Source organism: Paenibacillus ilasis (assembly GCF_043195395.1).
Taxonomy (GTDB): domain Bacteria; phylum Bacillota; class Bacilli; order Paenibacillales; family Paenibacillaceae; genus Paenibacillus_AQ; species Paenibacillus_AQ lautus.
In genome coordinates, this window is record NZ_JBHDJG010000001.1 from 1,060,456 (window position 1) to 1,083,470 (window position 23,015).

The 23,015-nt window shown below is 49.0% G+C and carries 20 protein-coding genes and 2 pseudogenes; 19 read left to right on the plus strand and 3 right to left on the minus strand.

Features of this window, described 5'->3' with window-relative positions:
• The first annotated feature begins 15 nt into the window (after nt 1-15).
• The 10 genes and pseudogenes from ACETK5_RS05100 (at nt 16) to ACETK5_RS05145 (ending at nt 8,751) form a co-directional block, all read left to right on the plus strand.
• Entirely contained in the window at nt 16-789 is a 774-nt protein-coding gene (locus ACETK5_RS05100) for an SDR family NAD(P)-dependent oxidoreductase (protein WP_100538411.1), read from the plus strand.
• A 242-nt stretch (nt 790-1,031) separates the two neighbouring features.
• The gene (locus ACETK5_RS05105; RefSeq protein WP_100538410.1) at nt 1,032-1,496 is read left to right on the plus strand and encodes a GyrI-like domain-containing protein; all 465 of its coding nucleotides are present in this window, start codon (nt 1,032-1,034) and stop codon (nt 1,494-1,496) included.
• 55 nt (nt 1,497-1,551) lie between these two features.
• Nucleotides 1,552-2,304, plus strand: coding sequence for a hypothetical protein (locus tag ACETK5_RS05110; protein WP_394054426.1), 753 nt, complete (start codon nt 1,552-1,554; stop codon nt 2,302-2,304).
• 288 nt (nt 2,305-2,592) lie between these two features.
• On the plus strand, nt 2,593-2,967 hold the full coding sequence (locus ACETK5_RS05115) for a hypothetical protein (RefSeq protein ID WP_100538408.1): 375 nt from the start codon (nt 2,593-2,595) through the stop codon (nt 2,965-2,967).
• Nucleotides 2,968-3,206: 239 nt separating this feature from the next.
• The gene (locus ACETK5_RS05120) at nt 3,207-3,866 is read left to right on the plus strand and encodes a TetR/AcrR family transcriptional regulator (protein ID WP_100538407.1); all 660 of its coding nucleotides are present in this window, start codon (nt 3,207-3,209) and stop codon (nt 3,864-3,866) included.
• Between the two features lie 68 nt (nt 3,867-3,934).
• On the plus strand, nt 3,935-6,253 hold the full coding sequence (locus ACETK5_RS05125; protein WP_394054427.1) for an ABC transporter permease: 2,319 nt from the start codon (nt 3,935-3,937) through the stop codon (nt 6,251-6,253).
• 4 nt (nt 6,254-6,257) lie between these two features.
• Nucleotides 6,258-7,016 (plus strand): ABC transporter ATP-binding protein, encoded by a 759-nt coding sequence (locus ACETK5_RS05130; protein WP_394054428.1) that lies wholly within the window; start codon nt 6,258-6,260, stop codon nt 7,014-7,016.
• A gap of 141 nt (nt 7,017-7,157) precedes the next feature.
• Nucleotides 7,158-7,619, plus strand: a pseudogene (locus tag ACETK5_RS05135) (NUDIX hydrolase); the annotation flags it as partial.
• Between the two features lie 42 nt (nt 7,620-7,661).
• Nucleotides 7,662-8,171, plus strand: a pseudogene (locus ACETK5_RS05140) (nucleoside-triphosphatase); the annotation flags it as partial.
• A 1-nt stretch (nt 8,172) separates the two neighbouring features.
• Nucleotides 8,173-8,751 carry a GNAT family N-acetyltransferase gene (locus ACETK5_RS05145; RefSeq protein WP_100538403.1) on the plus strand — a complete coding sequence of 193 codons (579 nt, stop codon included), beginning with the start codon at nt 8,173-8,175 and terminating at the stop codon, nt 8,749-8,751.
• 87 nt (nt 8,752-8,838) lie between these two features.
• Here the strand turns inward: ACETK5_RS05145 and ACETK5_RS05150 are convergent, their stop codons facing one another.
• On the minus strand, nt 8,839-9,885 hold the full coding sequence (locus tag ACETK5_RS05150) for a PocR ligand-binding domain-containing protein (RefSeq protein WP_100538402.1): 1,047 nt from the start codon (nt 9,883-9,885) through the stop codon (nt 8,839-8,841).
• Between the two features lie 204 nt (nt 9,886-10,089).
• Between ACETK5_RS05150 and ACETK5_RS05155 the strand changes: the two genes are divergently transcribed.
• The 7 genes from ACETK5_RS05155 to ACETK5_RS05185 all read left to right on the plus strand — a co-directional run bounded on the left by ACETK5_RS05155 (nt 10,090) and on the right by ACETK5_RS05185 (nt 16,376).
• On the plus strand, nt 10,090-11,226 hold the full coding sequence (locus ACETK5_RS05155) for a glycerol dehydrogenase (protein WP_394054429.1): 1,137 nt from the start codon (nt 10,090-10,092) through the stop codon (nt 11,224-11,226).
• A gap of 1 nt (nt 11,227) precedes the next feature.
• Nucleotides 11,228-12,988, plus strand: coding sequence for a dihydroxyacetone kinase subunit DhaK (gene dhaK, locus ACETK5_RS05160; protein WP_394054430.1), 1,761 nt, complete (start codon nt 11,228-11,230; stop codon nt 12,986-12,988).
• Nucleotides 12,989-13,235: 247 nt separating this feature from the next.
• Entirely contained in the window at nt 13,236-13,742 is a 507-nt protein-coding gene (locus ACETK5_RS05165) for a DinB family protein (protein ID WP_394054431.1), read from the plus strand.
• Between the two features lie 59 nt (nt 13,743-13,801).
• Nucleotides 13,802-14,596 (plus strand): hypothetical protein, encoded by a 795-nt coding sequence (locus ACETK5_RS05170; RefSeq protein ID WP_394054432.1) that lies wholly within the window; start codon nt 13,802-13,804, stop codon nt 14,594-14,596.
• A gap of 64 nt (nt 14,597-14,660) precedes the next feature.
• The gene (locus ACETK5_RS05175; protein WP_394054433.1) at nt 14,661-15,278 is read left to right on the plus strand and encodes an SUKH-4 family immunity protein; all 618 of its coding nucleotides are present in this window, start codon (nt 14,661-14,663) and stop codon (nt 15,276-15,278) included.
• A 240-nt stretch (nt 15,279-15,518) separates the two neighbouring features.
• The gene (locus ACETK5_RS05180) at nt 15,519-15,923 is read left to right on the plus strand and encodes a zinc ribbon domain-containing protein (protein WP_100538394.1); all 405 of its coding nucleotides are present in this window, start codon (nt 15,519-15,521) and stop codon (nt 15,921-15,923) included.
• Nucleotides 15,924-15,971: 48 nt separating this feature from the next.
• Nucleotides 15,972-16,376 (plus strand): NUDIX hydrolase, encoded by a 405-nt coding sequence (locus ACETK5_RS05185; protein WP_100538393.1) that lies wholly within the window; start codon nt 15,972-15,974, stop codon nt 16,374-16,376.
• 227 nt (nt 16,377-16,603) lie between these two features.
• Here ACETK5_RS05185 and ACETK5_RS05190 read toward each other — a convergent pair whose 3' ends face one another.
• Together ACETK5_RS05190 and ACETK5_RS05195 are read right to left on the minus strand one after the other, a co-directional pair.
• Nucleotides 16,604-17,482, minus strand: a complete 879-nt coding sequence (locus ACETK5_RS05190) for a carbohydrate ABC transporter permease (protein WP_100538392.1) — start codon at nt 17,480-17,482, stop codon at nt 16,604-16,606.
• 37 nt (nt 17,483-17,519) lie between these two features.
• On the minus strand, nt 17,520-18,446 hold the full coding sequence (locus ACETK5_RS05195) for an ABC transporter permease (protein ID WP_100538391.1): 927 nt from the start codon (nt 18,444-18,446) through the stop codon (nt 17,520-17,522).
• A gap of 461 nt (nt 18,447-18,907) precedes the next feature.
• On the opposite strand from ACETK5_RS05195, the gene ACETK5_RS05200 reads away from it, so the two are divergent.
• Both ACETK5_RS05200 and ACETK5_RS05205 read left to right on the plus strand, forming a co-directional pair.
• Nucleotides 18,908-21,184 carry a helix-turn-helix domain-containing protein gene (locus ACETK5_RS05200; RefSeq protein WP_394054434.1) on the plus strand — a complete coding sequence of 759 codons (2,277 nt, stop codon included), beginning with the start codon at nt 18,908-18,910 and terminating at the stop codon, nt 21,182-21,184.
• A gap of 125 nt (nt 21,185-21,309) precedes the next feature.
• Nucleotides 21,310-22,827: an extracellular solute-binding protein gene (locus tag ACETK5_RS05205; protein WP_326113889.1), complete on the plus strand. Its 1,518-nt coding sequence runs from the start codon at nt 21,310-21,312 to the stop codon at nt 22,825-22,827.
• Nucleotides 22,828-23,015 lie beyond the last annotated feature (188 nt).

The following is a 23,015-nucleotide window of genomic DNA, read 5'->3' on the forward strand; positions in this document are numbered from 1 at the left end:
TAGGAGGTATACACCATGAGCAAATTTGATGGAAAAGTGATTGTAATTACTGGCGCAGCAGGCGGGATCGGAACGGCAGCCGCGAAAAAGCTGGCGGAGCAAGGTGCCAACCTTGCCCTGGTCGATTTGAACCTGGAAGCCGTCCAACAAGTGCTCTCCGATTTGGGTCTGGATGATTCCAGAGCGATTGCGCTGCAAGCCAATGTCGCCATAGAAGAGGAAGTCAAAGCCTATGTGGATGCCACGGTCGAGAAGTTTGGCAAAATCGACGGCTTTTTCAATAATGCAGGGATCGAAGGAATCACCGCAAATGTAGAGGATTATCCAACCGAGACTTTTGAAATGGTCTTCAATGTCAACGTGAAGGGGGCCTTCCTTGGATTGAAATACGTTGTGCCGGTGATGAAAAAACAAGGATATGGCAGCATCGTAAATACCTCCTCCGGTGCAGGCCTTATCGGTTCGCCGGGATTTGTCGGATACAATAGCTCCAAGCATGCCGTGATCGGCATGACGAAAGTGGTAGCATTGGAAGCTGCTCCGTTCGGCGTCAGAGTGAATGCCGTAGCGCCTGGGGTGATCAATACGCGCATGATGCGCCAAATTGAGAAAAACACCGTTCCTGAGGATGCGGAAGGTGCAAGAAAAGCATTTGGCGCCGCCGTTCCGCTCGGAAGATACGGGGAAGCGGAAGAGGTAGCCAACGTCGCCGTTTTCCTGCTGTCTGACGATGCCTCTTATGTCACGCAATCCATATATACCGTGGATGGCGGCCAAATCAACCAGTAAAGTTTATAAATAGCCTAGCATACAGGGTCTTGGTCCGGTGTTTATACCGGTCAAGACCTTTTTTACATTCATTAGGAGTAGCAGTGCAGCGCCCTATTTCCCCCTGTTTATAGGTGGGGCATTTTTCATATTGGGGTCTTGCGGTTTTTGGAATATAATGGTGTTACTAGCTCCCGCATGAGGAATGGAAGGATCCGAAAACGGTAGTGCACAGCAAATGGGAATTAGAAAGGGGATATAAAATGACGGAGATCAGCCAAGTCCGTATGGAAGACCTGTGGTCGGTTCGAAGAGAACGTTTAGGTAATCGATGGTTAATCGGCGTTCAGAATCAACTTCCACAGTCTTACGAGGACGAACAGCGCTTGTTTGCAACCCTTAAAGCCAGAAGAGATGAAATACAGCATCAAACAGCTGATCCGAATACGTACATGGTGATCCATGATGACGGGTCGAAGATGACGGTAGCATTGATGGTAAGTCGTATCGGGGATATCCCGGAGGGCATGGTATCATTGAATCTTCCGGAAGAGGAGTACGAGGTTTTCCGGTTTGAAGAGAAACATATTTGTTCATTCTGGCAGTATTTCTGCGAAACCGATCATCGGAACAAATATGGCGTCAATGCAGCCAAGGCACGATTTGAAACATTTAACGACACCTTGCAGCCGAATGGCGTAACGGAAATTTATTATCCGAAAGAATAGGAATGGATGTCCGAACATGTATCATGGATGAGTAGCTGCGAAGGGAGGAAGGGATATGCGCGCGACTGAAGATATCATGCAGGTATGGAGGAAGTTCAACGACTTTCCAATGGAAACCTTAACTAAAGCCTGGCACAGCCTAATCGACCCGGAATGTAAACAACGAACAACGGATGTCATGAAAGAGCATCGAGCATTATATGGAACGTCGGGCAATTGTTTTGATTTGGCGATTTGGTTAATCGATGAATTCAGACAGAACAAAGTACCCTGTTATGGAGTGCTAACGGAGCATTTGCATGTCGCCGTGGTCGCCGTCAACGAAGAGGGCCACAAATATTTCTGCGATCTTGGAGATCAATGGATTGAGCCTATTTTGTTGGAACCGGGCCATGAAGCGTATACGGAAGAGTTTGTGGATGGTTTTTTTCCAGGTTCGTTCATTAAACTGAACACCCAAGCGAATCGTCTCTGGGTAACCTACAGAAGACCAAACGGAAAGGAAAGCAGCCAAGAATTCGACTTGACGCCCATATCCGATGAGGCATTGATCGAAGCGGGGCAAAAAACGCAGCGCCTGTTCAGCGATCCGCTTGTGGAAAAGCGGATTTTTACGGATCAGCAGGTTCTCCATTGGGAATTCGATAATTACGAAAGCTACCTAAGTTCCAAGGAAGGCCGAAAAGTGGAGCCTCAGCTGAAGGATATCGAGGAATGGGCAAAACGAATACATACAATGAGCGGGATCCATGAAGAAGTCGTCATACGGGCATTGGAAGTCTACTTGAAAAAGTCGTCTCATCCTTAACCGGTCACCCAAAAAAGGAATAAACAGCTATTGCCGTACAGATTGCTGACACAGGAGAAAATGCTGTAATCCGCATCAAGGACAATGGTGTAGGCATGCCGGTTCATATGGTGGAGCATAGACCTTGTGTATTATGGTCTTTTAAGGGATGAATATCTTTGAGAGAATAGCTAAGGAAAGGTAGGGAAGTAGAATCCGAAAACAAACGATTAAACGGGTATTTTTGTCTTTAACCATTCTATAACTCTGGTAATATACTATATCATTCCCAAACAAGGAGTGATATAAATGGCAAACAGTGATGTACGTCTTGCGCTTTGGTCAGGCACTAATTTTTCCGTTCGTCGGATTCTCTTCAGACGAGGAGGCGTTGCGGTTCGAGACCTTGGAGCGTTTCGGTTTGACAATGTTCTTTCGAGTTTCCGACTCAGAAATGTTGCGCAGAGCTCTGAAATAACGCTTGTATTGTTTTCGAGAATTAACTTTCAGGGAGCGTTCCGTGTGTTCCGTGGCAGCCAAAACGTAGCGAACTTGGCGAATTTTAACTTTAACAATGTGACATCTTCGTTCATTGTTGTAGGACGCAATCTTACGGACGCTGAAATATCCCAAATCCAAAGAACTGCTAGACCGCCTCAAGACATCCTCGTAATTAGACAGTAATACTGAGATAGTTGAATGAAATGAAGAACCCAAAAGCGGCTCATTCCTCGTGAGAGGATGGGCTGCTTTTGTATGATTAGTTGAACCATTCGACAAAGAAGTTCCTTATACCGATTGAACGTATGATTAATACTGTTTTAAGAAAACCTCATCGATTCATTTAACAGCATATTGACAATAACAAGAAGCATGTTACTATATTACCGACAGACAGTCGGTCTAGAAAAGGAGGGGGAATCATGCGAGTCGTAAAAAAAGCGGAAGAACGCAGGAACGAAATCCTTAACGCGGCGGAGGAGCTTTTTGGTCAGAAGGGCTTTGACGGCACAAGTACAAACGAAATTCTCGAAATGGTCGGGATTGCGCGTGGAACCTTGTATCATCACTTCAAGTCAAAGGAGGATATCATGGATGCGCTGATTGACCGGTATACCGTCCGGCTGTTGGAAGGAGCACAGGTAATTGCCGCGGACAAGAGCATACCTGTAGTTGAGCGCATCATCCGCGTTGTGATGGCATTGAACATAAGTGGCAGCGACGAAAATGGAAGCAGCAAGGAAATCATGGAGCATATTCACAAGCCGCAGAATGCGCTAATGCATCAGAAGATTCAAAAGGTCATCATCCATGGCGTTCCGTCGATTCTGACGGGCATCATCCGCGAAGGCATCGAGCAGGGGATGTTCAGCACGCCGTACCCGTATGAATGCATGGAAATGGTGGTGATCTATGCGAATACCGTGTTTGATGACGATATGGTTGCTATGACGGACAAGGAACGAGGGAAGCGTGTTCTGGCCTTTGTTTTCAATGTCGAGAGGCTGCTCGGTGCAGCAAGCGGAAGTCTTATGGACGTTATGCAGATGTTTGGTGGAGGAGATGAAAGCAGCCTTGAATAAATCAGGGAAGTCTTTCGTCATTCTGTATAAGTTAAAGTCGGTTAAAATGCTTGAAACAGAGGTGTCTTATGTACTCCAGAATAATCCGCAATGATCTTTTAAAAAGCAAGGCCACTACGCTAACAACCATGATATTTGTTGCTGCTGCGGCTATGCTTGTTTCGCTCGCGGCGATCCTCGTCGTCAATCTCTCGGGTGCGCTGAACACATTGATGACACAAGCCAAAACCCCGCATTTTATGCAGATGCATTCCGGTGAAATAGATTCTGCGCGACTTTCAGCTTTTGCGGAGCAACATCACAATGTGGATGATGTTCAGGTGATGGAATTTCTCAATATGGACGGTGCGCGGATACGATTAGGCGAACATTCACTTGCGAATAGTGTCCAGGATAACGGATTTAGCATGCAGAGCCAAAAATTCGATTATCTTCTTGATCTCAACGGTAGCATCATTAATCCCGCCATCGGCGAGTTGTATGTTCCAGTAAGCTATATGAAGGATGGTACCACCAAGGTCGGTGATAAGGCGGTTATTAGCGGGAAGGAGTTTATCGTTGCAGGATTCCTTCGGGATTCACAGATGAACTCTGCGCTCTCCTCCTCCAAGAGATTTCTTGTACATAAACATGATTACGCGGAAATTAAGAGCCTCGGCAGCACGGAGTATCTGATTGAGTTTAGATTAAAGGATTTGTCCGAGCTCGGTTCATTTGAAGCGGCTTATGCCTCCGCAGGCCTTGAAGCAAACGGACCAACCGTTACATATAAGCTTTTCAAAATGATGAACGCACTTTCCGATGGGATGATGATCGCGGTTATACTTCTTGTGAGCGCGCTTGTCGTGGCCATCGCATTGATGTGTATACGTTTTACGCTCCTGGCGAAAATCGAAGACGACTATCGTGAGATTGGCGTGATGAAGGCAATAGGGCTGCGTGTTTCCGACATAAAGAAGATGTATCTTGCGAAGTACGCAGCGATTGCCGCGGTGGGTAGTATGCTCGGTTTTGCACTGTCGGTTATGTTCAAAGGCATACTTCTTGAAAATATACGGCTTTATATGGGGGAAAGTGAAAATTCCTCTTATGCTTTGTTGTTCGGAATCATCGGCATACTGCTTGTATTCCTTGCCATGCTCGCCTTCGTAAGCGGAGTGTTGAAGCGCTTTCGGAACATATCCGCTGCAGAAGCCATACGCTTTGGTACTTCGCAGGAAAAAAACACAGGCGCGAAACGTTTTAATCTAAGTGGAAACAGGCTGTTGAATACGAATGCTTTCCTCGGTATCAAAGACGTTCTCGCACGGAAAAAGCTTTATGCTACAAGCCTAACGGTACTGGTGATTTCTGCATTTATCATGATAGTTCCACAAAATCTGTACAACACCATTTCATCTACAAGCTTTATCGAATATATGGGGATCGGAAACTACGATATACGTGCTGACATACAGCAGACGGATAACATTTCAGAGAAAACGGCTGAACTACGAAATGCGATGAACAACGACCGTGCCATATCTAAGGTTGCCGTCCTTACAACAAAGGCATTTAAAATCAAAACAGAAGACGGTTCAGAGGAAAACATAAAGGTCGAACTTGGCGACCATTCCATATTCCCAATTGCCTATTCCAAAGGCAGAGCACCCGCCGCAGAGAATGAAATTGCACTGTCGGCTTTGAACGCTGATGAGCTGAGCAAGAAGGTCGGTGATGTCATTACACTGGTGATGGAGGGCCGGGAGAAGAATCTAACGGTAAGCGGAATATATTCCGACATTACCAACGGCGGCAAAACCGCAAAGGCGGTATTCACCGACAATTCGGCGGATATGATGTGGAGCATGATCTCCGCTGAACTTTCGGATAAATCTCTTGCCGCCGCGAGGATTTCGGACTTTGCGGATAGGTTTGATTTTGCCAAGATTTCAGACATTGATGAATTTATTGCACAGACATTCGGTTCAACGATAAATTCTGTTAAGAAGGCCTCTCACGCTGCTATGGCTATTGCGCTGATGATATCGGTACTGATTACACTGTTGTTTATGAAAATGCTTATTGCTAAGGACAGATATCCCATTGCCGTTATGAAAGCCCTCGGTTTTACGAACTCGGACATGAAGTTGCAATATGCTTCGCGTTTGGTATTTGTTCTGATTGTCGGTATTGTTCTCGGAACTCTCCTGGCAAACACGCTCGGAGAAATGCTTGCGGGTGCGGTTATCTCTTCGTTTGGAGCGTCGACGTTTCATTTTGCGGTCCATCCGCTTTCGGCGTATCTGTATAGCCCGCTTATGATGATAGCCTCGGTACTTATCGCTACGATCATCGGCATATCGGGGGCAGGAAAAATAAAAATATCCGAATATATGAAGGAGTAGGCATATGGAAAAGATGATTATCGGTGATCATATCGTAAAATCTTTCGGCGAGGGCGACGAACAGCGTAATGTTCTGGACGGGGTGTCCGTCTATATTAACGAGGGCGAGTTCGTTGCTGTTATGGGACCATCTGGATCGGGAAAGTCAACGCTAATGTTTGCACTGAGCGGGACGGATGGCGTGGATGGCGGAAAAGTCGTTTTTGATGGTAAAGATTTATCGACGCTTGGGGAGAGTGAGCTTGCAGATCTACGCAGATCCAAAATGGGTTTTGTGTTCCAGCAGCCGACGATGCTGAAAAATCTGAATATCCTCGACAACATCATTCTTCCATCCATGCGGGATAACCGGAAAAACGCGGCGAAAATTTCACTCAAGGCAAAAGAGCTTATGAAAAGGGTAGGCATTGCAGAGCTTGAAAAACGCAGCATTACCCAAGTTTCGGGTGGTCAACTTCAGCGCGCGGGAATATGCCGGGCGCTAGTGAACAGCCCGAGAATTATTTTCGGCGACGAGCCTACGGGGGCACTCAACTCCATATCCGCTCAGGAAATCATGGACATATTTTCTGAAATCAATGCAGACGGTACTGCGGTCATGCTTGTCACTCACGATGCACAAGTTGCAGCGCGGACGGAGCGCATCATGTTTATGCGCGATGGGAAAATGGTAAGTGAACTCAAGCTTCCCAAGTTTGTGGGAACGGATATGGATGGCAGGGCCCAGAAACTTATGGTGAGAATGCAGGAAATCGGAATATGAAATCAACCTCACTTCAAGCCGCAGGGCTATCGCCCTTGGTTAATCGGATGTATAATTATGGAATCATTTGATTCGATCGATAATTACACTAGATTAGTCATTGGAGCGAAACATCAGTCATGAAACGGGTGGTGTTATACGATGCATGAACAGTCCAAACATTTCGTTGCTGTTTCAGCTTTAGTGAAGAATGAGGATGGACATGTGCTAATGGTTCGTACGCATTTGCGTTCAGATACGTGGGAACTGCCAGGTGGCTTCGTAGATGCTGGCGAGCCGTTGGATCAAGCGGTGTGCCGGGAGTTTCTGGAGGAAACGGGAATGGTGATACGCCCTGTAGGCATATCCGGCGTTTATTACAACGAGAGGCTTCATGTCTTGTCCGTCGTTTTTCATGCGGAATACGTCAGCGGAGAAATAACCATTCAACCTGAAGAAATTGTGGAAGCGAAATTTGTAGACTTGGATGATACGAACCTGGATAAATACATAACAAGGCCTCAGATCAAATCACGCTTGTTTGATGCCATCCGTGCAGAGAGTTCGGCCCCGTATGAGACTTGGGATTTGAACCCGCCTCGGTATAAGCTGCTGTCCAGATTGGACGGGGAACCGCTGAATGTCAAAACGGCATTTTTACTCACGGGGGAGCCTCGGATGGGTAAAACGACGATGATCAAGGAACTCGTACATCACCTCGGCCCTGATCTTTGCGGTGGATTCTATACGGAGGAAATAACGAACTCGAGTGATCGAATAGGTTTCAAATGCGTGTCCGTTAGTGGGGAAAGCGTCGAGATTGCACATGTAGATAGTCCCAGCAGCACCCGTATTGGAAGATACGGAATGGATGTAGAAGCATTCGAGGATTTTGCCGTGAACATACTAGAAGACGCCTTGTCCTCCAAGAAAATCATTGTCATCGATGAAATGGGATTTATGCAAATGCTATCTGCCTCTTTTCAAAAAATAGTACAAGAGATTATTTCTGATCATCGGATTGTTCTTGGGACGATACCCGTAGAGAGTCACCCTGAAATAGATAAAATTAAATATCAGAAGGAAGTAAGTATCATCAGCTTGAATGAATTCAATCGTGACACGATATCCAAAACTTTGTTAAAGGATATTTTGCAAGCCTTGGAGGGTGAATGATATGCGGATCGAAGATATCTTTTCGGATCTCCCAACATTGGAAACAGAGAGAACGATTCTAAGAAAATTAAGAAGCGAAGACGAACAAGATATCTTTCAATACGGATCGGATGATGACGTATCGAGATATACCGCTTGGCCGACGCATCGAACGATGGAAGATACCCGTATCTATTTAACGAAGGTGCTGCAGAAATATGATCATCATGCAGTCGCCCCTTGGGGAATCGTGGACAAAGAAACCGGAAAGATCATCGGAACTTCGGGATTTATGGCTTGGAACGTCCATCATGCTAAGGCGGAGTTGGGATATGTCTTGTCCAAGGATTATTGGAATCTCGGTTACATGACCGAAGTAATCAGGGCCATCCTCTCTTTTGGATTTGACAGAATGCAGCTGGTAAGAATCGAAGCAAGCTGTCTACCGTTAAACCTAGGTTCAGCGAGAGTGATGGAAAAGGTCGGCATGACCTATGAAGGTTTAATAAGACAGACGATACTCGTTAAAGGGAAACATGAAGATCTGAAATTATATTCGATTGTATTGGATGACTACCGGAATCCGAATAACGTCCCTTAACGGGCCTTGGCCGAATAACACTCATCGTAAAACCCCCTCGTTCATGAACGAAGGGGTTTTACATGGAATGATCAGCAGGTAAGCCGATTACTTAGCGGATCTCCCGGCATACATGTTCCGGTACACGGCCGGGGTGAGGTTCTCGAACTTTTTAAACGTTTTGATGAAATAGCCCGTATCGCAGAAGCCCAAGTCATCGCTCACTTGATGGATCGGCGAATCGGTTGATTCCAGCAGCTGCTTGGCCCATTCAATCTTGAGCCGGGCGATGAAGACGGAGAAATTCTCCCCTGTCTCCTTCGTAAATGTGCGGCTAAAATAGCTGGGGCTGATGTGGCAAAGCTTGGCCATCTCTTTCAGGCTGAAATTCTCATGCTTGTGCGCAAAAATATAGTCGAACGCGGGTTGAAGCACAGCATTCGAAGAGATAAACCGCCCAGCGCCATTCTTCAATTTCGTATCGATCAGTGCACCCGACAGCTCCTGCTGTATGGATTGAATGCTGCGGACCGCACGATCGGATTCGTTAAAAGTCTCAACGGAAGTGGGCGCGTCCATGTTAGCCGTGAGCACTTTTTTGTACATATCAACCGTGGTATGCTTTTGAATCGCTTCCTCCACGATATAAGTGCTTAATTGCAGCAGCAAGTCCACACACTTCGTTACTTCCTCGTAAGACAAGATTGGCAGGGCGTTGTAGTCCGCTTCGAGTTCTTTAAACTTCCGGTTTGACTCCACATTGGGCGGCCGAGACACGATCTGCTCCAGCATTGGCGCGTCAGGTTCCCGGAGCTTAAGCTGTCCGGCCATGATCGCACCAAGATATTGGTTATCGATGATGATCGGAATGGCGATATCGATAATGTTGAAATGGCACAGATAGATGTATGGTTTGTTCTGGCGAACCGCTTCAATACCGGCTCGCGCGTCGCATTTTTGACAATACTGCGAAAGATGGCCATCCTGGCGCACGCCTTGGCAGAAAGGCTGACAGTAGCTGTGTTTGGTCACGGGAACGCCCTTGTAATCGACCGTAAGGATTGCCATTTTGGTCACGAGCGATAAGGAATCCTGCAGCTTCTCCCACTTCTCCAAATCAATGATTTCTTCTAAATCGAACCGGGATTTGGACATGACGATATTCTCCTATGAACATAATAGAAATTCTATTGAATATTATAGCGAATAATTCTACTAAAGGACAAGATAATACAATTTACCATGTGAATGACAAAAAAACACGATAAGAAAACGCTTTATTCCGATCTCATTGTTTCATGCTTCCCTAATGAGTGAAATCTATAATAATACATATAGTCAATCTAGGAGGAATGAAAAATGAGAAGGGCGTTTATCAGTCCGACAAAATATGTGCAAGGTGAGAACGAACTGTTGAATTTAGGCTATTTTGTAAAGACATTCGGAGATTCCGCTCTGCTGATTGCCCATCCTGATGATGTTGCACGGGTGAAAGACAAGCTGGAGTCAACGAAACAGAAATTTAATATAACGCTAGTTGAAAGCGGCTTCCGTGGGGAATGCTCCCGGCAGGAGGTTGCCCGATTGCAAGCTTTGGCGAAGGAGCATCAATGTGCCTGCACGGTTGGCCTCGGCGGAGGCAAAGCCATTGATACGGCAAAATGCGTAGCCGAAGGCGAGGCTCTGATTATTGTCCCGACGATTGCGGCAACCGATGCACCGACAAGCCATTCGGCGGTCCTCTATACCCCGGAAGGCGAATTCGATGATTATGCTTATTTCAAACAAAGTCCTAGCGTTGTTATGATTGATACAACGGTTATTGCCAAAGCACCGACTAGATTCCTTGTTGCTGGAATGGGAGACGCGCTCTCTACCTATTTCGAAGCAAGAGCGACGGCTCAATCGTATTCCAATGTTAATGCTGGTTTGCCATGCGGCGTTCGCGAAGGCGTGTGCGGTGAGGCCAAAGGGACGATTACATCGCTGGGGCTTGCAAAGCTATGCTATGACACGCTGCTTGAGAACGGATATAGAGCAAAACTGGCCTGCGATCAAAATATCGTGACGCCAGCCTTGGAGAATATCGTCGAGACGAATATTCTGTTATCGGGACTAGGCTTCGAGAGCGGCGGTTTGGCAGCGATTCACGCGATTCACAATGGCTTGACGGCTTTGGAAGGAACCCATCATTATTATCACGGCGAGAAGGTAGCCTTCAGTACGATTGCTCAATTGGTGCTTGAGAATGCGGACCGGGAGGAAATGAAGGAAGTGCTGGACTTCTGCCTGTCGATCGGTCTCCCTATATGCCTGGCGGATATCGGAGTAGAGCAAGTGACCTACGAGGAATTGCTGGAAGTGGCCAAGAAGGCATGTATTGCCGAGGAATCCATTCATTCAATGCCATTCCCGATTTCGGAAGAAACGGTAGCATCCGCGATTATGGCCGCTGACCAGTTGGGCCGTCAATACAAATTAAGTAAGGAGATATAAGATGAAGAAAATCATGAACAAGCCGGAAACCTTGGTTCGGGAAATGTGCAATGGGCTCGTGCTGGCGCATCCTGAGCTGGCGTTCCACCCTAAATTTAAAGTGATTTCCAAAAAAGAAATCAACCCCAATAAAGTTACGCTGATCAGCGGCGGCGGAAGCGGGCACGAACCGGCCCATGCCGGATTCGTTGGAAGCGGCATGCTGGATGCGGCCGTGTGCGGCGATGTGTTTGCTTCCCCATCCCAAATTCAGGTGTATCAAGCGATCCGCAGCTCCGCGAGCAATAAGGGAACGCTGCTTATTATCAAAAATTACAGCGGCGACATCATGAACTTCAAAAATGCGGCCCACCTTGCGAGCGAGGACGGTATCCAAGTGGATTATGTGAAGGTCGACGATGACATCGCCGTTGAAGACAGTCTCTATACGGTAGGGAGAAGAGGGGTTGCCGGAACGGTGCTCGTTCATAAGGTAGCCGGAGCGGCCGCAGAAGCGGGACTGTCCCTGCCGGAAGTGAAAGAAGCGGCGCAGCATGCGATTAACCATGTTCGCAGCATCGGCTTTGCGTTTACCTCCTGTACCGTGCCCGCCAAGGGAACTCCGACGTTTCATATCGAAGCTGACGAGATGGAATACGGCGTCGGCATTCATGGCGAACCGGGAATCCGCAGGGAGAAAGCCGTTCCTGCAGATGAGCTGGCGCAGCGGATGGTCACGTCTTTGCTGGACAACTTGCAGATGAATGATTCTGCGGAGCACGAAGTTGCCGTATTAATCAATGGATTTGGCGGCACGCCGCTGCAGGAGTTGTACTTGCTGAACAATTCCGTGATGCGCGAATTGGCGTCCCGGAACAAGCGGGTATTCAAAGTATTTGTCGGCAACTATATGACCAGCATCGATATGGCAGGCGCATCGGTGACGATCATGAAGCTGGACGAGACGCTCAAGAAGTGGCTGTCTGCGCCATGCGATACGCCGGCACTGTCGGTTAAGGGATCTTTTGAGCCCGTGAACTATACCGAGGTTATCCTTGAACAAAAGTCAGAGAGGACAGTTTCGTATAAAAACAATACGGATGCTGACGCAGCAGTGATTAAGAACAACCGGTTATCCTTGCAAAATATCGTATATCTGATCGATCAAATGAGCGAGGTCATCATCGAGAACGAGGTGCCGTTCTGCGAGCTTGACGCCCATGCCGGAGACGGAGATTTCGGCATGAGTGTCGCTAAGGGCTTCAAGCAGCTCAAGGCGGAGTGGGATGATATTCTGACCCACCATCTTCGTGATATCGGCGATTTCCTCGACGCCTGCTCGATGATCATCATGGAGCATTGCGGCGGGGCTTCCGGACCGATCTGGGGATCCGCATTCCGTGCAGCGAGTAAATCTGCCGGTCAGAAGCAGGAATTGTCCGTTCATGAGGTCGCAGATATGATGCAGGCCGTTGTGAAAGGGATCCAGGATACGGGCGAAAGATCGTTCGGAAGAGGAGCGGTCGTCGGCGACAAGACATTGATCGATGCACTCGTGCCGTTCGCGGATGCCTGGACACATAGTGCAGAGCAGGGCGAAGAGATGAAGCCGGCAGCGATCAAGGCGGCAGAGGCAGCGGTTCTCGGAGCGCAGAAGACGGCAGACATCGTTGCCCGAATGGGAAGAGCGGGGACGGTAGGCGAACGCAGCATCGGATACCCGGATGCGGGCGCACACGCGCTCGGGGTTATTTTTACGGAGCTTGCCAAAGCGATGAAATAATGTACAAAAGCGGTATGTACTATTCGGAGAAGAGAAGAAGTAAGTAGAATATGCCAGAGACATGAAAATTTTTTCAACCACTTTGTGGCTTACGCCCTTCGATCATCGGATGTATAATTATGGAAGAAGCAGGCAGCAAGCGCCCCAGCCTAAGATCAATGCTATCTAAGGCTGGGGCGCTTTTGTGAATTCAAGGATGTTATATGGAATTATGGATTCTTTTGATCAAGGAAAGGGAGTGTTTTCCATGGAACTTCAAGAAATCAATCAAAAGTTAAAAGAAACAAGAGACGAATTACTTGGAATCCTTAATGGAGTGAGCGGAGATCAATTAAACCAGAAGAAAGACTCGGACAGTTGGAGTATCAGCCAGGTGTATCAGCACCTATATAAGACAGAAGAATTATATGTGGTTGCTATTAAAAGAGGATTGAAGGGCAAGGAAGATTCAATTATTGAGAATAAACCTTTGGAATTTCTGCTGGACAGAAGTAGAAAGTTAGAAGCACCTGACATTGCTAAACCAACCGATGAGTCTATAGTATATCAAGAAATTGTCGAGAAACTGCATCATTCAAGAGAGAAGCTAACGGAACTGCTCCATTCATTAGAAGACCCGTCCGTGCTAAGCAGAAGACATTTCACCCACCCCGTCTTTAAAGAGATGTTATTAATTGAATGGGTTAAATCACTTTACTTGCATGAACAAAGACATATTAAACAAATAAATGAAATGATCGAAGGATTTAAATAATTCTTTTGCTTACTTTGATATGATAGGGACAAGAAAATAGTGGGAAGTGAGGAGAAGTGGTGGATAAAAAAGCGAAAAAGACTTTACTCCAAACGTTCTGGTCATCCAGCGGCTGGAAAAGCAGTCCTTTGCCGTTCGTTGGGGAGGATTTTGATTACGCGAAGAGCATGAGGCTGATGTTCGACCCCATCACCATCAGACATGATGAGCTGGTCCAGCGGCTGCACTGCCTGCATCAGACGGTTACAAAAGAAAAGGTGGCAGCTGCTTTTCTGCACAGCTTGTCCACGAAACAGGTCCATTTGCGAAGCGCGCTCTCCAGCTGGGCGCTGACCTCGCGCCTGCCTCTTCATACGTACGAAGAGCGGCGCTCGGCCGTGCCGAATTACAGCAGCTGCGGGGATTGCAATCACGCGGGGCTGCAGTCCGACCGGGATTATATGAATGCCGACTTGAATGTGCTTAATTTCGAACGGGTCAAATGGGGAGGCATCCGTTTGAATCACCTGCTCTACTGCTGGCTTGATCTGGAGCTGTTGAGCCATGAGGAGAGCTTAACGGTGGATGATGAAGATATCGCCATCCTGCGGGGTCTGATAGAAGCCGTTGAAGACTGTACCGAACAAGAAAGCCCACGTCATTTGGAGAAGCGCTGGAAGGATGTTTTACCTTCAAGCAAGCATGAACGAGACGTGCTCATGGAAGTTTGGGGATATGCCGGCGTGCTGGTTCCGCAGGATACACCTCGCACGCGTCCGAGGAGAAACGACGATTTTTTCTCGATGTCGGAGTGGCAAGGAAGCGACGGGTATTCCCGGGATGCGCTTCAGTATTATTTCGGCGAATATCTATAAATCGCACTTTATCACAATAGGTTCAAGTTTGCGTGCCCGTTTAGGATTATAGGGGAGGGTTAGAATGGAGCAGCAATATCACACGTTGTATGATCACGGGAAGCTGTCTTATAGGAGGGAAAGCTTGGACCATCTGGGAATGCCCGATAAGATGGCGGAAACGCTAGTGCATTGGGGAATGCCGGACTTTGATCCGCAGGAGCCTCCTTTGGGTCTTCTGTTTCACGAAGCGTTACCGCTGCAGGATGTTCATGGAGCCTATATCGCGATCGGAAGGGAAATCTGGAGCGAAGGGCTTCATGTCGCGATCAAAAGGGATACAGGGGTGGTATGGGCAATAACGGAGGGCGGTACACAGAAACCGACCTATATGAACGCCTCCATCGAGAGCCTGCTCGCCTTTATGGATCGTGTGCTTCGATTCAAACAGCAAACGGAGCGCTTGCAGCCCGATCCTCCTCCCATGATCTTGACGGCAGAACAATCTCGCCTGATGCTTGAGAAGTTCAGGAGAGGGGAGATCAAGCCGAGAACCCGACCGGACGCCTTGCAAGCTCAGCACGAGTGGAAGGCGGCCTTCGAACAAATGATGCTGGAACTGAAAGACATGGACCTTACTGCCGTCCGTTCCTCATCATGGTGGGGAATTGTGCTGGAGGAAATGAAGGAGCGCTTGAGGTAGCACAATGGGGCTTCATGGCTGCACAGCATGAACAGTCGTTACCATACTCCTCGAAATCCACATGGTGGAGTTAGAAGTAAGTCCATTCATGGATATCATGGAAAGTAGAAAAGAAAACGACATACCAATGGATTTTATAAGATCAGGTATCTACATAATCGAGAGTAGGCCTGGTTCCACTATATAGAATTGGACTTCCTACATATGGATAATTGAAGACATATCAGAGAGGAGCTTCAAATGAGAAGCATTAAACCAGGTCGTGGACCATCGGCCATGGGAGCGGTTGGGAGTGTTGCGGTTGGAATTTTCGGGATTTTCTGGACGATATCGGCAGCAAGCATGGGGGCTCCTGTCTTTTTTGTTCTGTTTGGAGTCGTCTTTGTCGGGGTCGCGATTGTGCAGGGAATTTTTCATCTTAAAAATGCTACTGGAGCTAACCGCATGTCGATCTATGATATTACCGACGACGAACCGGATCCATTAGACCCTTACCTTAAAGCGAATTCAAGGCAAAGTGTTAACAACGAAGAATTTAGACAGGATGGCGATTTCAATTTCTGCCCGTATTGCGGGAGAGCGATCAAACATGACGCGTACCAATATTGTCCGAAGTGCGGAAATGACATTGGGGAGAGGCAGTAGTCTTACTGGGAGTGGCATTTAAAATGACAGAATGGGGAGGATTAAACTTTGGGATTTCATGACACGTACAGATTTGGTGTGCATGCCATCATATCGAATGCCGACGGCAAGCTGCTCTTATTAAAACGGACCTATGGGAATAAGGGATGGAGTTTGCCCGGTGGCGGGGTGGATCCCGGCGAAACGATCCATGAAGCGATTTTTCGCGAATGCCGCGAAGAACTGGGCCATACCATACAAGATGTGGTCTTGACCGGATTTTATTACCACAGCCACATCAATGCACAGGTCGGCATTTTTCGTTGTTCGATCCCGCCTCAGGCGGAAATTATCCTTAGTGCAGAGCATTCGGAGTATAAATGGGTCGAGCTGTCGGAGCTAAGCGAAGTTCAGCGATTAAGGGCCATGGATGCATTGGCTTATCAGGGAGAAGTCAAAAGCCGGGCGTTTTAGGGTTCATTCCGTTCGTCATAGAGCTGTAACCGTTACTGTCCATGTTCAAATCAACAACGCTACGTTAGCCAGCACCGTGCACGATGTTCCATCCCAAGCAGTAGACGAATCCAAACAGCCAGCCATCATAGAAAAGAGGCTAACCGTGAAATCGGTTAGCCTCTTTGTTTTCGGTAAAGCCTGATCCAAGGCTTATGACCTAAAGACCATTGCATGCGGATGAAGCCCTACTCCTTCAAAGAGCCAATCAACAGCCCTTTAATGAAATACCGCTGCAGGAACGGATAGAACAGCACCACCGGACCGATCGTCAGAATGGCGGTGGCCATCTTCACCGATTCCTGAGGCAGCGTCTGGGTGCCGAGGATGGCTCCGCTGCTCTGCATCTGTTGGATCATGCTGATCTCGGAGTTCAGCTTAAACAGCAGGTACTGAAGGGGATACAGCTTCTCGTTGTCCACCAGCATGATGGCGTTGAACCAGTTGTTCCAGTAAGCAATGCCGTAGAACAGCGTAATCGTGGCCAGGACGGGCATGCATAGCGGGAAGAAGATTCGGAACGCGATATAGAAGTCGCTTGCGCCGTCGATTTTGGCCGCCTCCGTAAGAGAAGGCGGAATTTGGGACATGTAGTTCCGGACGAGAAACAGGTTGAACGGGTTGAACACCAGGGACGGGATGATCAAGGCCCAAATCGTATTGTTCATGCCGAGATTGAGGTTGATCAGGTACCAGGGAACCAGGCCCGTGTTAAACACCATCGTAATGAAAAAGAACAGTCCGAGCCCGTTGCGGTAACGGATATGCTTGGCGGCCAGCGTATATCCGGCCATGGATGTAATGGTGACCGCAAGGATCGTACCGATCACCGTCACGAGGATCGAGATCATGTAACTCCGGTACAGCGGCGTGCTGCCGAACAGGAGCAGCTTGTATGCATCCAGCGACAGCTCGGTCGGAAACAGCTGGTAACCGAACTGCTTAATGCTGGCTTCGTCGGTAAAGGACACCATGAGCACAAGCAGCATGGGCAGGATGCAGAGTATGGAGATGATGCCGATCAGTGCTGCATTCACGGCGTCGAAAAATTTAGGTCTGGACGTCATCTAAGTTTGGCTCCTTTCCGAATGGTTCCGGCTCGCTTTAGAACAAGGCGTGGTCCGGATTCACTTTTTTCACGATTTTATTGCTTCCCCATACGAGAATAAAGCCGACGACGGATTGATACAGCCCGACGGCCATTGCCTGTGCCGGATTCCCGATGGTGCGAAGGGAACGGAACACATATGTGTCGATGACGTCGACGGTCGGATAGAGCAGCCCGTTGTCCTTCACGATGGCATAGATCATGTCGAAGCTGCCGTACATGATTTTGCCCAAAGCGAGCAGGGTCAAGATGGATATGGTCGGCAGCATGAGCGGAATGGTGATATGGCGGATGAGCTGCCAGCGGGTAGCGCCGTCGATCCGGCCGGCTTCGTAATAACTGTCATCAATCCCCGTAATGGCCGCCAGATAGATGACGAGGTTCATCCCGAGATCCTTCCAGACCGCCGCGGTCGTAAGAATCCACGTCCAGTATTGCGGAGAGGCATACCAGTTGACGGGATCGACATGGAAGAACGCCAGGATCCGGTTCAGGATACCGTAGTCGGTCGACAGCAAGCTGTAGATGATGTAGCTGACGATGACCCAGGATAAGAAATGGGGGAACAAAATCGTAGATTGGGTCACCCTCGAGAACCAGCGGCTGCGGAGCTCATTGAACAGAATGGCCAGCGCCATGGCTGCGAGCGTGCCAACGATAATGAATAGAAAATTGAGCTTCAAGGTGTTGAAGGTGACCTCCCACGCCCGGGGTGACGAGAAGAAGAACTTGAAATTGTCGAAGCCGACCCAGGCGGAATTGAAGAGTCCCGTCTTGAAGTTGAATTTCTGAAACGCAATGAGCATGTACGGAAGCGTGAAATATCCGAAGACCAGCGTATAGATGGCAGCCGGTACGACGAGCAGGTAGGCGGATCCGTTCGAGCGGATTTCGCGCAGGAAGCCGGAGCGGCTTTTTTTCATTGGTAAGCACGTCCTTTCGTTTGTGATGGCGGTTGCAAGCGTCTGCAGTTCTGATTCGAGTGTAAAGAGAGTTGCCGCGTGCAGTAAACTATGAAAATAGAGTTTGAACGGATTGAAGGGAGGAACGTGTGCTTTAAAAAACGGAAAAAACTTCGAATTTGAGTATTTTGAAACATGTCGTCCGGATTGAATAAAGGCCCAAAAACCTTTGTTTTATAAGGGGTTTAGCCGATGAAGTCTATAAAGGAAAGATGGGGGAGGAAAATAAAGAATGCGTTTTCATATTGATGAATGCCCTGAGCAAATGTAAGATGAGAGTAAAATATGAATCCGTTCCAAGTGATCGGTTGGCTAGGAAACACTACTAAATTGACATATAGATTACATATAATGTTAGAAATATTCATGAACATTGAAGATTTCAGTTTAACGATACAGACCAAATGGCAAGGAGGGAGAATATGATCCGGCAGCGATTATTCCGTTATGCAGTGTATCGAAATATGTTTCTCAGCTTTGTTTTACTCACGGCAGCCATGATTGCCCTCGTAACCGTCGTCCTGTACATGATGTTCTCCTGGAGCACCGCGAAGGAGGTAGGGAACATATCCGAGTCGATGCTGAAGCAGAACAGCGCCGTATCCAGTGTCATCCGCGACCAGGTGTATAACGTGGGCAACCTTCTGCTCAGCGACAAGGAGATCGTGAACGCCCTGTTGGACAAAGAGGCCGATCCGGTGAAACAGTATGGCGTGTTTGGCACCCTTAACCGAGTCCAGTCCACATACCCGTTCATTCATTCGATCGGGATCTACAACGGCTCGAATAATACGTATTTGAATACGAAGGGGATTACCAAGGAGCAGGAGATGGCGCTGCTGGAGGAGATCAACAGCAAGAATACATCTTATTTTCACCTGTTCCCGCGCAAGATATCTTCCGCCACTTCGGCGAACCGGAGCGAAGACGTCCTTACCTTCGTCCTCCTTCCGAGCTATTATTCGCCGCTAAGCTCCAAAGGAGCGATCGTGATCAACATGAGCACCGACACCATCCAGGATCTGATCGGAGGCTACCGCAACGAAGCGGTGGATTCCCTGCATGTTATTGACGACAAGGGAACCATCATCACCCATTCGGATCGCTCCCGCTTCATGGAGGATATATCGCAGGAATCCTATGTCCAGTCCATTCTGGCATCGGATGCGGAGAGCGGTTATTTCACCCGCTCCATTGACGGCAGCAAGAGCCTTGTTACCTATGTCAAATCCAAGGATATGAACTGGACGTATATCAGCGTAAGCCAATATCATAATCTGCTGTTCAACATGCAGGCCCTCCGAACGTCGGCGCTGGTTCTCGCTTTGGCCTGCTTCGCCGTCAGCATGTTTTTATCGATCTGGCTGACGAATCATGCATACAACCCGATCCGCCATCTGCTGGAGAAAATGAGCGCCATTCCGAAGATAAAGGACCGTCGGCAGATCAACGAATTTGCGATATTGGACACAACCTACGCCGAGATGACGGAGAAAATGAAATCGATGGAGTCCGCGGCTTCCGCTGCACGCCAAGCCCATGTTCTGCAGCTGCTCAAGGGAGGAGATGAGATGGCATTCCGCCGTTTGGCCGGGGAAGGCAAGGGACCCTATTTCCTGGCGGCGGCTCTCTTGCTCGATAGTCAGGACGGATCGCCCGGCGGCGAGGACGAGGAGCTCCAATCGTATTCCTGCGCAGCCGTTGCCCGGGCGGCCCAGCAGATGCTGGAGCCGGAGGGAGCGAGCGTGGCAACGGTGGGGGACGGGACCGTGGCGATCATTCTTCCTATGAAGCAGAACCGGCCTCCGCTCCATGTATTGGGCATGCTGGAGGAGCTGCAGGGCGAGCTGCTCCGCACGCTCCGCGTGTCCGTTACTGTCGGCATCGGAACGGGAGCGCAGACATACGAGGAGCTGCGCGAATCGTTCGATTGCGCGCAGTCCTGCTTCCAGCAGCGTTTCTTCGAAGGCAAGGGGAAGATGCTCCATGGCGATCCGGTCATCACCGCGGAGGTGGAGCATTCCGAGGCGCAGTATCCGGACAAACGGGAGAAGCGCATTATCGAGGCCATCAAGCTGCAGCAGCGGGATAAACTGGAGAAGGAAATCGATCAGTGGATCAAGGAAATTCGCGATTACAACTATCATGAAGTCATGTTTTTCATCAACCAGTTCATCGGGGGCCTGTACAAGCAGCTCAATGTCCATACGGTGAAAAATCGGGAAAGCGCGGATCTCTTTCTTGACTTTACGCGGCGGATTACCCGCTTTCAGACGCTGCAGGAAACCGCGGATGCCCTGAAGGATCTTGCCCTTAGGCTCTGCAGCCTGTCCGAGGAATCGGGAGCGGTAAGGCATGCGGAGGTGGTTGATTTTATCCAGATGTACGTACGCAAGCATTATGCAAGGCCGGACATGTCGCTCGAGCAGGTTGCGGGGGAGGTGAAGCTGTCCCGCAGCTATGTCGGCAAGCTGTTCAAGGCGCATTGCGAGCTGTCGTTCAACGATTACCTGAATGCCGTTCGACTGGAAAAGGCACGGGAGCTTCTCGCGAGCACCGAGGAGTCGGTTCAATCGATCAGCGAGCAGGTGGGCATTCTGAATACAACCTATTTCTATACGCTGTTTAAAAAGCACTACCAGATCTCGCCGGCCCAGTTCCGAAGCCAGCAGGCGATCGAGACGAAAAAGGCGCAGTGACGGTCATTTCTAGCGTTTTAAAATGGCGAAAAGAATCATTTTGAAGTATACGTCATCCCTAATGTCTCCTTAAGATAGGAATCGTACCGCATGACCAAACCAAATGAAGACAGGGGGAGACACGCATGAAAAAAAGGAAAGCGCTAGCACTATGGTTGGCCGCGATATTCATGGTTACGGTGATCGCGGGCTGCTCCGGCGGAGGCGACACCGACGGTGAGAGCGGATCGGCGAGCGGGGAGAACGGCGGCGGGGACAAGCTGCCGGTCCGGTATTTGCTTCCGGGCTCCGCGCCGCAGGATCTGGAGTCGGCGGTCAAAGCAATCAACGAAAAGCTTGAGGCCGATGGTCTGAACCTCACCTACGAACCGACGTACATTGCATGGGACGTATGGGATCAGAAGACCAACCTCATGATGTCAACGGGCGAGGAATTCGAACTGATTGCCATCATGCACGATACCAAAGGACCGACGGTGCTTGCCGGCAGCGGCGGGATCATTCCGATCGACGATTTGCTGGATCAATACGGCAGCGAGCTGAAAGCTTCCATGCCGGACTGGATCTGGGAATCGTCGAAAATCAACGGCAAGATCACGTACGTGCCGAATTTCTGGGCGGATACCGCTTATAACGACGGCATGTTCACGATCCGCACCGATCTGCTCGAAGCCAATGGCTTGAAACCTCCGACATCGCCGGAGGAGCTGCTCGATGCAGCCGAGACACTGCAGAAGAACTGGCCGCAGGACAACAAGAACGTGTATATCAAGATGCTGGAGGAGCCTGCCTACTTCCTGCATACGACGTACGACACCTATCCGTTTACCGTGGCGGACAACATGATTTACATCGATCAGCAGGGGAACGTGAAGTCTTGGTTTGAAACCGAGGAGTTCAAAAAAGACGTGCTGTACATGAACGAGGCATACAAGCGCGGGCTGATTATGAGTGATCTGCTCACAACGCCGACGGAAGTCATTAATCAGGAGGAGCTGGCCGGACGTTATCTGTATCGACCGGGCGACGTCGGCTTGAGCGACGCTATTCTTCAGTCATTCCCGGACGCGAAGCTGGATATTTACTATTTGGCCGACCAGCCGAAGTTTAGATCCTACGCGATCCGGAATTCCAACGGGATCTCGGCCACGTCTCCGCATCCGGAAGCCGGCATTCAATTTTTGAATTGGGTGTACAGCAGCCAGGAGAACATGGATCTCGTACAAAGCGGTGTGAAGGACGTGCATTGGAAGGATACCGGCAAGAATACGAAGGATTATCTGGCCAAGAACGAGAACGGTTCCCCGGCTTATGAGCTTCCGTACTGGCTGCTCGGCCACGTCGAGATGAACCGTTACCCGACCAATACGGATCCTGCTCGGCTGGAGCGCCGTACGACGGTTGCGGACGATGCCGTGAACAGCATCACAATCGGCTTTACCTTCGATCCGACCAACGTAGCATCGCAGTACGCTAACTGCATTGCCGAACTGAAGACCAGCGTTTATCCGGTCATGCACGGGGTCGTGAAATACGAGGACGCCTACGATAAAATGCTGGCCGCAATGAAGTCCGCTGGTCTCGATGAGGTCGTTGACGAATACAAACGGCAATTCGATGAATGGAGAGCCGGTCAGTCGTAAGTTCAGGCGCGATCGGCTGCAATGAACATGATTTTTTAAACAGGGCAATTCCTCCCGGCTAGTGCCGGGAGGAATTGCTTTTTTTCGTGCTTTAGCCATGAAGAAGGTCGTGTGGAATTTCGAGTCGAGTCTAAGGGGATTCAGGAGTGATCATGGGCGCAGCCTTACGGCTTCAATTCTCCGATATT